Annotated in this window: 11 protein-coding genes; 4 read left to right on the top strand and 7 right to left on the bottom strand. The window is 74.7% G+C overall.

Annotation, left to right across the window (positions count from 1 at the left end; genetic code table 11):
• Window positions 1-16: 16 nt before the first annotated feature.
• On the top strand, window positions 17-499 hold the full coding sequence (locus tag AB0D49_RS24760) for an Lrp/AsnC family transcriptional regulator (RefSeq protein ID WP_362761142.1): 483 nt from the start codon (window positions 17-19) through the stop codon (window positions 497-499).
• Window positions 500-532: 33 nt separating this feature from the next.
• Entirely contained in the window at window positions 533-2,227 is a 1,695-nt protein-coding gene (locus tag AB0D49_RS24755) for a DUF885 domain-containing protein (protein WP_362761140.1), read from the top strand.
• Between the two features lie 181 nt (window positions 2,228-2,408).
• On the opposite strand, the gene AB0D49_RS24750 is transcribed toward AB0D49_RS24755, so the two are convergent.
• Both AB0D49_RS24750 and AB0D49_RS24745 read right to left on the bottom strand, forming a co-directional pair.
• Entirely contained in the window at window positions 2,409-3,242 is an 834-nt protein-coding gene (locus AB0D49_RS24750) for an SDR family oxidoreductase (protein WP_362761138.1), read from the bottom strand.
• A gap of 77 nt (window positions 3,243-3,319) precedes the next feature.
• The gene (locus tag AB0D49_RS24745; protein ID WP_362761136.1) at window positions 3,320-3,781 is read right to left on the bottom strand and encodes a rhodanese-like domain-containing protein; all 462 of its coding nucleotides are present in this window, start codon (window positions 3,779-3,781) and stop codon (window positions 3,320-3,322) included.
• Between the two features lie 94 nt (window positions 3,782-3,875).
• Here AB0D49_RS24745 and AB0D49_RS24740 point away from each other — a divergent pair, with 94 nt between their 5' ends.
• Complete coding sequence (locus AB0D49_RS24740) at window positions 3,876-4,322, top strand: Lrp/AsnC family transcriptional regulator (RefSeq protein ID WP_362761135.1); 447 nt, start codon at window positions 3,876-3,878, stop codon at window positions 4,320-4,322.
• 175 nt (window positions 4,323-4,497) lie between these two features.
• Here AB0D49_RS24740 and AB0D49_RS24735 read toward each other — a convergent pair whose 3' ends face one another.
• From AB0D49_RS24735 to AB0D49_RS24725, 3 genes are all read right to left on the bottom strand, one after another.
• Entirely contained in the window at window positions 4,498-7,479 is a 2,982-nt protein-coding gene (locus AB0D49_RS24735; RefSeq protein WP_362761133.1) for an SMC family ATPase, read from the bottom strand.
• Window positions 7,476-8,639 carry an exonuclease SbcCD subunit D gene (locus tag AB0D49_RS24730; RefSeq protein WP_362761131.1) on the bottom strand — a complete coding sequence of 388 codons (1,164 nt, stop codon included), beginning with the start codon at window positions 8,637-8,639 and terminating at the stop codon, window positions 7,476-7,478. Before AB0D49_RS24730 ends, AB0D49_RS24735 begins: the two co-directional genes overlap by 4 nt.
• A 126-nt stretch (window positions 8,640-8,765) precedes the next feature.
• Window positions 8,766-9,392, bottom strand: a complete 627-nt coding sequence (locus AB0D49_RS24725; RefSeq protein WP_362761129.1) for a YigZ family protein — start codon at window positions 9,390-9,392, stop codon at window positions 8,766-8,768.
• Between the two features lie 144 nt (window positions 9,393-9,536).
• Between AB0D49_RS24725 and AB0D49_RS24720 the strand changes: the two genes are divergently transcribed.
• Window positions 9,537-9,857 (top strand): hypothetical protein, encoded by a 321-nt coding sequence (locus tag AB0D49_RS24720; protein WP_362761128.1) that lies wholly within the window; start codon window positions 9,537-9,539, stop codon window positions 9,855-9,857.
• Between the two features lie 384 nt (window positions 9,858-10,241).
• Here the strand turns inward: AB0D49_RS24720 and AB0D49_RS24715 are convergent, their stop codons facing one another.
• Together AB0D49_RS24715 and AB0D49_RS24710 are read right to left on the bottom strand one after the other, a co-directional pair.
• The gene (locus AB0D49_RS24715) at window positions 10,242-10,790 is read right to left on the bottom strand and encodes a histidine phosphatase family protein (RefSeq protein ID WP_362761126.1); all 549 of its coding nucleotides are present in this window, start codon (window positions 10,788-10,790) and stop codon (window positions 10,242-10,244) included.
• Window positions 10,787-11,557 (bottom strand): hypothetical protein, encoded by a 771-nt coding sequence (locus AB0D49_RS24710; RefSeq protein ID WP_362761124.1) that lies wholly within the window; start codon window positions 11,555-11,557, stop codon window positions 10,787-10,789. Before AB0D49_RS24710 ends, AB0D49_RS24715 begins: the two co-directional genes overlap by 4 nt.
• Between the last annotated feature and the right edge of the window lie 120 nt (window positions 11,558-11,677).

Below are 11,677 nucleotides of genomic sequence, written 5' to 3'. Positions count from 1 at the left end.
GTGCTACGTTCGCCCGATGGCCGAAACCGTCGTACTGGATCCGGTGGATCTCCAGTTGCTGCGGCTCCTCCAGAACGACGCCCGGACGACGTACCGCGAGCTGGCCGCGCGCATCGGGGTGGCGCCGTCGACCTGCCTCGACCGGGTGACCCGGCTGCGGCGGGCCGGGGTGATCCTCGGGCACCGGCTGCGGCTTGATCCGGCCAAACTCGGGCGGGGCCTTCAGGCGCTGCTGTCGGTGCAGGTCAGACCGCATCGGCGGGAGCTGGTGGGGCCGTTCGTGGACCGGGTGCGGGCGCTGCCCGAATCGCTGACCGTGTTCCATCTGACCGGCCCCGACGACTATCTGGTGCACGTCGCGGTCATGGACATGGCAGATTTGCAGCGACTGGTGATCGACGAGTTCACCTCCCGGCGTGAGGTGGCCCGGGTCGAGACACGGCTGATCTTCCAGCAGTGGGACTGCGGGCCGATTATGCCCCCGGCGCAATCGGGGTGACGTGTGCCGGGCGGTCGTATGAGGATGGTCGGCATGTCACAGACCAAGACCCCCCAGCTGCCCCGCGCGGTCGCCGACGCCTATGTCGACGACCTCATCGCCCTCGACCCGGTCACCGGTACCTATCTCGGCGTACCGGAGAGTTCGAGCAGATTGCCCGATCTCTCCCCCGCCGGACAGGAGGCGGTCGCGGAGCTGGCGCGGGCCACGCTGGCGCGACTGGACGAGGCCGAGCGGCTGCCCGGCGCGGACAGTGACATCGAGCGGCGCTGCGCCCGGCTGCTGCGGGAGCGGCTGACCGCCGAACTCGCCGTACATGAGGCGGACGAAGGGCTGCGCCAGGTCGGGAACCTGGGCACGCCGCTGCACTCGGTGCGTGAGGTGTTCACGGTGACACCGACCGACACGGACGAGGACTGGGCGGCGATCGCCGAGCGGCTCCGCGCGGTGCCCGACGCGCTGGCGGGCTACCGGGCCGCGCTCCAGCTGGGTCTGGACCGCAAGCTGTACGCGGCGCCCCGGCCGACGGCCACGTTGATCGAGCAGCTCGGCGAGTGGTCGGACACGGACGGCGGCGGGCGCGGCTGGTTCGAGGACTTCGCCGCCGCCGGACCGGACGCGCTGCGCGGGGAGCTGGACGCGGCGGCGGGCGCGGCGACCGCGGCCGTGGTGGCGCTGCGGGACTGGCTGCGCGAGGTGTACGCCCCCGCGGTCGAGGGCGCCCCCGACACGGTCGGCCGGGACCGCTACGCCCGCTGGGCGCGCTACTTCAACGGCACCGATCTCGACCTGGACGAGGCGTACGCGTACGGCTGGGCCGAGTACCACCGGCTGCTCGGGGAGATGAAGCAGGAGGCCGAGAAGATCCTGCCGGGTGCGGCGACCCCCTGGGCGGCGCTGGCCCATCTGGACGAGCACGGACGGCACATCGAGGGCGTGGACGAGGTCCGCGACTGGCTCCAGGGGCTCATGGACCAGGCGATCGAGGCGCTCGACGGCACCCACTTCGAACTCGCCGAGCGGGTGCGCCGGGTGGAGTCGCGGATCGCCCCGCCGGGCAGCGCCGCGGCGCCCTACTACACGGCCCCCTCGGAGGACTTCTCCCGGCCGGGCCGCACCTGGCTGCCGACCATGGGGCAGACCCGGTTCCCGGTGTACGACCTGGTGTCGACCTGGTACCACGAGGGCGTGCCCGGCCATCATCTCCAGCTCGCCCAGTGGGCGCACGTGGCGGAGAACCTCTCCCGCTACCAGGCCACCATCGGCGGGGTCAGCGCCAACGCCGAGGGCTGGGCGCTGTACGCGGAGCGGCTGATGGACGAGCTGGGCTTCCTCACGGACGCCGAGGAGCGGCTCGGCTACCTGGACGCGCAGATGATGCGGGCGGCCCGGGTGATCGTGGACATCGGGATGCATCTGGAGCTGGAGATTCCTGCGGATGCGCCGTTCCATCCCGGTGAGCGGTGGACGCCCGAGCTGGCCCAGGAGTTCTTCGGCGCGCACAGCAGCCGTCCGGCGGACTTCGTGGAGAGCGAGCTGACCCGGTATCTCACGATCCCGGGCCAGGCGATCGGCTACAAGCTGGGCGAACGGGCCTGGCTGCTGGGGCGCGAGAAGGCGGCCGAGCGGCACGGCGACGCGTTCGACCTGAAGGCGTGGCACATGGCGGCGCTTTCGCAGGGGTCGCTGGGGCTTGACGACCTGGTGGACGAGTTGGCGCGGCTGTAGGTCGGGCGGAGGGGGCGGCCGGATGGGACGGGGCCGGGGTGTTGCGGGGGCCCCCGGGGGGGGCTCGCATGTTCCGGCGTGTCCCGGCGCCGTCCGGCGTGTCCCGGCGTCTTCGGGCGTGTCCCCGCGTCGTCGTCCGGCGTGTTGCGGCGTCTTCTTGCGTGTCCCGGCGTGTTCCGGTTCAGCGCCGGAAGCCGCCTTCCGAGTCGATGACCTGGCCGGTGATCCAGCCCGCCTCGTCCGTGGCGAGCCAGGCGATCAGCCGGGCCGGGTCGTCCGGCATGCCCCAGCGTCCGGCGGGGAACCGGGCGGCGACGGCGTCGTAGTCGGCACCGGTCAGGTAGTCGGTGTCGACGGGGCCCGGATTGACCGTGTTCACGGTGATGCCCAGCTCGGCGAGGGTGGTGGACAAGGAACGGGTGACCGAGGCGAGGGCGCCCTTCTGGAGGCCGTAGGCAAGTTCGCCGGGCATCCCGCCCGCGATGTCCTGCCCGGACGTCATCATGACGACCCGCCCGCCGTGCGGCAGCCGCGGCTGCCGGGCGAACGCCTGGACGAGCAGCAGCACCGACCGGGTGTCCACGGCCCAGTGGTCGTCCAGCATCGCCGCGTCGATCTCGAAGAGCGTGCCGTCCCGGCCGCTGCGGGCGTGATTGGCGACCAGGATGTCCAGCCGTCCGCCGAGCGCCGCGGCGGCGGTGGCGATCAGCGCCGCGGGCGCTTCCGGGGCGGCCAGGTCGCCGGGGCCATGCGTGACGGTGGCGGCCTGGTCGCCGGACGCCTCGCGCACGGACGCGGCCACCTCCTCGGGGCGGTCGGCGCCCCAGGGCAGTTCGGCGTCGTGCGGCACATGGTGGTGGAGATAGACGGCGGCGCCGTACGCGGCCAGCCGCCGGGCCACGGCGTGTCCGATGCCCCCGCGTCTGCTGGCACCGGTCACCAGGGCGGTACGGCCGCGCAGGGGCAGGGGGTCACGGCGGAGCGCCTCGGGCGTGGGGTGGGGAAGTCGGGGCATGGCAGCCCATGATGGGGATCAAGAGGAAGCAGCGCATCCCCTTTTTCCCGCCCCCCTTGTTCCCTCCCGCTCTCCGGTCAGCAGCCGCAGGCCGCGCCCACCGGTGCCGTCAGCGGGTCGGCGGCCCGGCTGGTGCCCCCGTCGGCGGTCTCGTACGCGAAGCCTTCACGGGCCCAGTACTCGAATCCGCCGAGCATCTCCCTGACCCGGTAGCCGCGTTCGGCGAGGGCGAGCGCCGCGCGGGTGGCGCCGTTGCAGCCGGGCCCCCAGCAGTAGGTCACCACCGGCACGGCCGGGTCGAGGAGCCGGGCGGCCAGCGCGGGGATCTGGGCGGTGGGCAGATGCAGTGCGCCGGGCACATGTCCCTGCTCCCACGATGCGGTGGACCGGGAGTCGAGGAGCACGAAGCCGGGTCCGCCGTCGGCGGCCAGCGCGGCGGCGACGTCCGAGACATCGGTGTGGAAGGCGAGGGAAGCCCGGAAGTAGGCGGCGGCCTCGGCGGGAGCGGGACCGGCGGACGGCTGCGTCGTGATCGTCATACCGGAGAATCTACGGCGGCGGAACCGCCCCCTGAACCCCGGATCACCGGCACTTCGCTTGCCGCGCCATGGATTGCCCTGCTACTTCTGCCCCATGACCACGTTTTCCCCGGACGCCACCGACTGGCGCATTCTTGAGGTCCTCCAGCGCGACGGCCGGGCCAGTTACGCCGAGCTGGCGCGCGCCGTGGCCATGTCGCCGAGCGCGGTCACCGAGCGGGTACGGCGCCTGGAGGAGGCGGGGGTGATCCAGGGGTACGCGGCGGTGGTGGACCCGGAGCGGCTGGGCCTGGGCGTGCTGGCGTTCGTCCGGCTGCGCTATCCGCACGGCAACTACAAGCCGTTCCACGACCTGGTGGCCGCGACGCCGGAGATCCTGGAGGCCCATCACGTCACGGGGGACGACTGTTTCGTCATCAAGGTCGCCGCGCGCTCGATGCGGCACCTGGAGGAGGTCACGGGCCGGATCGCCGGGCTCGGAGCGGTGACCACGAGTGTCGTGTACTCGTCGCCGCTGCCGCGCCGGCCGATCGGCCGGTGACCGGGCCTGGGCCTACCGGACCCGGTGGGACGCCGGTGACCGGGCCCTGGGGGGCGGCCGTGACCGGAAGGGCGTGCCCTGGTGAGCCGACAGTGACCAGGATGACGTGCCCTGATGGGCCGCCGGTGACCGGAACACGCCCCCTGGTGCGCACGGTCGCCGGGCCCGCCGGGGCTCACCCGCGCTGCCGCAGCACCGACCCCGATCTGCTCTTCACCACCTCCAGCTGGGCGTGGACGCGGCGCCGCAGATCGGCGACATGGCTGACGATCCCCACACTGCGGTCCCGCTCCCGCAGCGAGTCCAGGACGTCCAGGACCTCGTCCAGCGTCTGGTCGTCGAGGCTGCCGAAGCCCTCGTCGATGAAGAGCGTGTCGAGGCGGACGCCGCCGGTCTCGTCGGTGACGACATCCGCGAGACCGAGCGCGAGGGCGAGGGAGGCGAAGAAGGTCTCACCGCCGGACAGCGTGGCGGTGTCCCGCTCCCGGCCGGTCCAGGCGTCCACCACATGCAGTCCGAGTCCGCTGCGGCCCCGTCCGCTGCGGTCGTCGGAGTGGACCAGGGTGTAGCGCCCGGAGGACATCCGGCGCAGCCGGACGGTCGCGGCGGCGGCCACCTGCTCCAGCCGGGCGGCGAGGACATACGACTCCAGGCGCATCCGGCGTTCGTTGTCGGCGGCGGTGCCCGCCGTGAGGGCGGCCATCCGGGCGACCCGGTCGTACTCCTCGCGCAGGGGGCCGAGTCGGCGCACCGCGTCGGCGGCGCGCGCGGAGAGGGTGTCCAGCTCGGTTCCGCGCCGGGCGGCGGCGTCCCGCGCGGAGGCCGCTTCCCGTACCCGGCGGGCGGCCCCGGTGGCGGTCCGCTCTGCGGTGGCGAGGTCGGCGGGGGGCCGCTGCGCGGCGGCGGTGGTGTCCCGCTCGGCGAGCACCGCGCGGACGGCTGCCTCTTCTGCCTGCCACTCGTCCAGCCGGTGTTGCAGCGCGCGGTGGGCGGTGTCGTCGAGCAGGGCTCCGGCGGCTTCGCGCGGCGTGTCGAACCCGGCACGGAACGCGGCGTCGGCGAGTCGCGCGTCGGCGTCCTTGAGGCGCTGGGCGGTGTCCTCGGCGTCCCGGGCGGTGTCGGCGGCCTCGGTGAGCAGCGCCACCTGCCGCTCCAACTGCCCGGCCCGCGCGGCGACACTCCCGGACGTGCCGCGCGCCTGCACCAAGTCGCTCTCCAGGGACTGGCGTTCCCGCTCCAGGGCGTCCCGGCGGGCGGTGCGGGAGGCGGCCCGCAGTTCGGCCTGCTGCCGGTCGGTGGTGCGCCGCTGGTGTTCCTGTTCGGCGTGGCGCAGCTCCTCATGCGCGGCGTGCAGCCCGGCCGCGTCGGCGCGGGCCCGCGCGAAGAGCCGCTCCAGTTCGTCGGTCTCGGTGGCGAGGCGGTCGGTCGGGGTGTCCCCGGCCTCGGCGGAGGCGGCGGCCAGGGCCTCGCGGACCAGACCGAGGCGGCGTTCGTCCTCGGCACGCCGCTCGTCGGCGCTCTGGTAGGCGGCCAGGGCACGTTCCTCGGCCTCCCGGCCGACATGTCCGTCGACTTTGCGGGCGGGCGCGGGGTGCTCCGTGGCACCGCAGACCGCGCAGGGCGCGCCGTCGGCGAGGTTCGCGGCGAGTTCGGCGGCGATACCGCTCAGTCGCCGCTCCTTCAGGTCGAGCCAGTGGGTGCGGGCGTCGGCCGCCGTCCGCGCGGAGGCGAGGGCCCGGTGCTGGGCGGATTCGGTGTCCTGGGCGAACTGGTCGCGCTGGCGGGCGGCGGCCAGCCGCCGCTGGGCGGGTTCGCGCTGCACCCCGAGCTGCTCGGCCCGGGTGGCGGCGTCCTGCGCGGTGTCGATCCGGGCCTGGAGGGCGCCGCGCAGGGTGTCCCAGCCGGTGAGCCAGGTGCCGGACTCGGTGAGGACGTCGTCGTCGGCGCGGTCCTGACGGTCCAGGTCCGCGCGTTCCCCGGTCAGTGCGGCGAGCCGCTGTTCGGCGCGGCGGGCGGCCTCCAGGCCGCCGAGTTCCTCGGCGGCGCGGCGGGCCGCGGTGGCGAGGCCGGCGGGTCCGGCTCCGTCGAAGGCGGCGGGCAGCGGGCCCCGGGCGCGGGTCTCGGCGGCGCTCGCGCGGCGGTGCTCGGCCTCGGCGGCGTCGCGCAGTTCCAGGGCGGGTGCGACGGCCGCCGCCTTGCGGGCCCGCTCCATGCGCGCCTGGGCCTCGCGGTGCGCCCCGGAGCGCTCTTCGAGCCGCTCCGCGCGCTCCCGCGCCTCGGCGAACCGCCCCTGGAGCCGCGCCACTTCCCGTACGTCGGCCAGGGCGCGGTCGGCGGCGGCCTGGGCGGACTCGGCGGCGAGCAGGCCCGCGCGGGCGATGTCGAGCCGCTCGCGGGCGGTGCTGCGGGCGACCGCGGCGGCGGCGAGGACGGTCCCGGCGAGTCCGGGGTCGCCGGGGGCGAGGTCGGGCAGTTCCATGGCGTCCCCGGCGGCCTGCTGCATCCGGTGGGCGTCTGCGAGCAGGGCCGTGTCCCCGTCGCGGACCGCGGCCTCGGTGGTGCGGCGGCGCTCGGCGAGGCGTTTCTCGACCTCCCCGAAGCGGTGGGTGTCGAAGAGGCGGCCCAGGAGCCGGCCGCGGGCCTCCGCGTCGGCGCGCAGGAACCGGGCGAAGTCGCCCTGCGGCAACAGCACGACCTGGCAGAACTGCTCCCGGCTCATCCCGAGCAGCTGGGTGATCTCCTCGCCGATCTCCTGATGGGAGCGGCTGAGGTCCCGCCAGGTGCCGGACCGGTGCTCGCGCAGCCAGGTCTGTGCCTTGTCGACCGTGGTGCCGCCGCCGCGCTTCTTGGGGCGGGCCCAGGGCGGCTGCCGGGTGATCTCCAGCCGCCGCCCGGCGACGGTCAGGTCGAGGGTGACGGACGTACGGGTGGCCGGTGCGGCGTGGTCGCTGCGCAGGGTCAGGCCCTGGCCGGTCTGGCGGGCGCCGGGGACGGCGCCGTACAGGGCGTAGCACACGGCGTCCAGGACGGAGGTCTTTCCGGCGCCGGTCGGGCCGTGCAGCAGGAACAGTCCGGCGGCGGACAGGGTGTCGAAGGCGACGCTCTGTGTGGTGCCGAACGGGCCGAAGGCGGTGACGTCGAGCCGGTGCAGCCTCATGGGGCGACCTCCCGGACGGTCAGGTCCGCGCGGACCGTGTCGAACGCGTCGCGCAGCACCGCGCGCTCCCGCTCGTCGGGTCCGGCGCCGCGCACATGGGCCACGAAGTCCTCGGCGATCTCCTGGTCGGTGCGGCCCGCGAGCCGCCGGGCATACGACACATCGGGGTCGTCGGGCGGCCGGTCCGGGTCGAACACCAGCCCGAGGGTGTGCGGGAAGCGCTCGGTGAGCCGGGCCATGGGGTCGCCGGGGCGGATGGCGTCGGTGAGCGTGGCCTCGATCCAGGACTCCTCGTACGGCGTGAGGCCGGGGTCGGCGAGCAGGTCCTCCAGGGTGCCGCGCAGCCGGGCGAGCGGGCGCGGGACGGGGCAGTCGAGGCGCTCGGCGGTGACCGCCCCGTCGGCGTCGAGGTCGATCAGCCACATGCTCTTGCGGTGGTCGGTCTCGGAGAAGGAGTAGGCGAGCGGGGAGCCCGAGTAGCGCACGCGCGGGGAGAGGGTCTGGCAGCCGTGCAGATGTCCCAGCGCCACATAGTCGACCCCGTCGAAGACCGCCGCGGGGACGGCGGCGACACCGCCGACCGTGATGTCCCGTTCGCTGTCGCTGATCTGTCCGCCGGTGACGAAGGCATGGGCGAGGACGACGGAGCGGGTGCCCGGGGGCCGGGCGGCGAGGTCCGCGCGGACCCGGTCCATGGCGGCGGCGAGCACCGCCTCATGTCCGGCCTTCGCCACGTCGAACTCGTCCTTCACCAGGGCGGGTTCGAGATACGGCAGTCCGTAGAAGGCGACCTCGCCGAACGTGTCGCCCAGCATCACGGGGGTGCCGCAGCCGGCCGGGTCGGTCCGCAGATGGATACCGGCCTGTCCGATCAGCCGGGCGCCGACACCGAGCCGCCGCGCGGAGTCGTGGTTCCCGGAGATCATCACCGTCGGCACCCCGAGGGCGGCGAGGCGGTGCAGGGCGTCGTCGAACAGCTCGACCGCGGCCAGCGGGGGCACCGCGCGGTCGTACACATCGCCCGACACGACCACCGCGTCCACCGCGTGCTCCCGCGCGCTCGCCACGAGATGGGCGATGAACTCGGCCTGGGCGCCGAGCATGTCGACCCGGTGGAACGCCCGGCCGAGATGCCAGTCGGATGTGTGGAGCAGCCTCATGATCCCCGAGACTAGCGGCCGGGTCCGACATCACGGCGGTTACTTCCGTATCGCCCCACCATGTCCGGCCCCGCACCTCACTGTTGTACCGATTCACCCGATGGTTCACTGTGCTGCCGAGGCGCCTCAGACATCTCCGTAGGTCTCGCCGCCCGCCTCGAAACCGGCCGTCCCGGCGGTGCTGTCCGCCAGCCATGCGCGGAACGCGGGGACGTCGGCGTCGGGGAGGCCGATCTCGATGGTGACCTGTTCGCCGTAGCGCACGTCCAGGACCGCGCGGCCGGTGGCGAGGAGGTCGTTGTGCAGTCTGCCCGCGCGCTGATGGTCGACGGTGACCGTGGCCAGCCGGAAGCGGCGGCGGGTACGGGTGCCGAGCGCGTCGAGGGCCTCGCCGACCGCTCCGCCGTAGGCCCGGATCAGTCCGCCCGCGCCGAGTTTGACCCCGCCGTAGTAGCGGGTCACCACGGCGACGGCGTAGCGGACGTCTCGGCGCAGCAGCATCTGGAGCATGGGGACGCCCGCGGTCCCGCCGGGCTCGCCGTCGTCGCTGGCCTTCTGCACCGCCGCGTCCGCGCCGATGACATAGGCCCAGCAGTTGTGGGTGGCGTCGGCGTGCTCCTTGCGCACCCGCGCGATGACGTCCTGCGCCTCCCGCTCGGTGGCCGCCGGGGCGAGCGAGCACAGGAAGCGGGAGCGGTTGACCTCGGTCTCGTGCACACCCGCGCGGGCCACTGTGCGGTACTCGTCCTGCATCCGCCCAGCCTATGCGGCCCCCTCCGGCGGCCCCCATCTAGGTATCCGCACTCATGCGCGATACCGGGCGGAGCGTCAGGCTGACCCCGGACGACACGCGCGGACGGAGGAACGATGACGAGGGAAGCCGGGCCAAGGAGGGCGATGGCGGAGACGGGACGTAGGCGGGGCCCTTCGGGCGCGGCGCAGGCGGTGGCCTGTGTGGCGCTGCTCTGCCTGGACCTGCTGGTCGTCGCCTGGATGTGGCTGGCCTGGGGCGTCACCGGCTGGAGCGACAGCTACGACCCGGACAACCGGGCCGACGCGCCCGGCGTGGCCCAGCAGGCCATGTGGCTCCTGTTCGGTGGGGCGGCCCTTAGTGGCGGTGGGCTGCTCGCGCTGCGCTGGCGCGCTCCCGGGGTGCTTCAGCTGATCGTCCTGGGCGGGGCGGGAGCCGTGGCGGGGAGCTTGGCGGCGATGGGGTAGGGCGGGGAGGGGGGCTGGTCAGTGGCGGGGGTGGGACGGACGCTGGTCTGCGGCGGGGTGGGAGGCCGCTCAGGGCCGGGCTTGGAGGGCTGGGGGGCTGGGCCGGGCTGGAGCGGGATGCCCGGCGGGCTGGGGAGGGCCGTATAGGGGAGCCGTATAGAGGGATGGACCGCATAGGCGGGCCCTACGCACAGGCAGGCACGGCCCGCGTGGGCGGCCGATCTGCATTGGCGGTCGTACGCAGGCCCACCCGCGCGGCTGCCCCCTCCCGTAGGCGCCCACCCGCGCGGCCCCCTCCCGCAACCCCCATCCCAAAGGCACCGCCCCGCAGCGCGCCCTCCCGCAACCCCCACCCCAAGGCACCGCCCCGCAGCGCGCCCTCCCTCACGCCGCCTTCTTCCGCCCCCGTGGCACCATCACCGCCGTCAGCAGCGCGCTGCCGGGGGCGAGGGTCTGCCAGGCGGGGCCGTACCAGCTCAGGACGGCCAGCGCCGAGGTGGGGAACTTCTCCCGGACCTGTTCCAGGGTGCCGTTCAGGCCGTCGCCGGCGAGTTCCAGGACCAGGTCCTCCAGGCCGGGGTTGTGGCCGACCAGGAGCAGGGTCTCCACCTGGGGCCGGGTCTCGCGGACGACGGCGAGCAGGTCCGGTACGTCGGCCGCGTACACGCGCGGGTCGTGGCGGACCGGTGGCGGGGTACCCCACTGGGCGGACGCCAGTTCCCAGGTCCGGCGGGCGCGTACGGCGGTGGAGCACAGGCAGAGATCGGGCAGGAGGTCGGCCTCGGCGAGGGCGCGCCCGGCGGCGGGGGCGTCCCGCAGGCCCCGGGGTGCCAGGGGCCGGTCGTGGTCGGGGACGCCTTCCGGCCAGGCGGACTTCGCGTGCCGCAGCACCACCAGGCGGCGCAGCGGGCCCGTCCCCGCCCGCGCGGTCACGCCTGCGCCCCCAGGTCCCGGGCGAGTTCCAGGCCGAGCAGCCGGTCGGCGTAGGCGTAGGTCTCGAAGCGGGCCCCGTCGGGGATGCCGGGGTCGGCCGCGACGCCGTGCAGGACGTCCAGGACACCGGGCACGTCGAGGTCGTCCTCCCAGGCCGCGCGGAGCCGGTTGCGTACCCCGCCGGGGATCGGCCGGGAGGGGGTCCGGGCCCAGCCCGCGACCGCGCGGCGCCAGTGGGCGAGGGTGCCGCGGGCCTCGTCCAGCGCGGCGGCGTCCACCCGCGCGGGACGGCCGCGCCGGGCCGAGATCAGGGCGAGCCGCAGGACGGACGGATCGGTGCCCAGCGGCGGCCCGGCCGGGGGGTCCACCGGGGCCACGGCGATGAGCACGCCCTCGGCGGCGACCGGGGCGCCGTCCCCCGTGCACGCCGGTGCCGGTGACTCGGGGAGCAGCGCCTCCCCCTCCGCGACGTGTATCACCTGGGCCGCTCCGAGCGCCTGTCCCACGTCCCGGCCCTCCTCGAAGGGCCGGACGCCGAGCGCGGCGGCCTCCGCGCGCAGCTCGGTCTGGTCCACCGCGCCGCTCAGCACCGCCCAGACCGGCGTACCGCCCAGTTCCAGGGCGCGGACGAGGACATCGGCGACCAGCAGCACCCGCAGGGCGGTGGTGTCGTGTCCGGTGGCATGGACCTCGACGCGGGTGAGTCCCCGGCGGACCGGGGCGGCGTCGGCGGATTGGCCCGTTCGGGCGTCGATGATGCGCAGCACGGCCCGAGCGTAGGCCCGAACACCGCAATACGCAGGCATGTCATGAGGCATCCGGACACGTTGGCGTGGAAACGCGGTCGGCGGCGGCCGGTGTGCGACGGCGGGAATCTCCACGGGCCG

This window comes from Streptomyces sp. NPDC048290 (genome assembly GCF_040652095.1).
Lineage (GTDB): Bacteria > Actinomycetota > Actinomycetes > Streptomycetales > Streptomycetaceae > Streptomyces.
The sequence above is the reverse complement of the archived record's forward strand: the minus strand, read 5'-3'. Positions and strand labels throughout refer to the sequence as shown.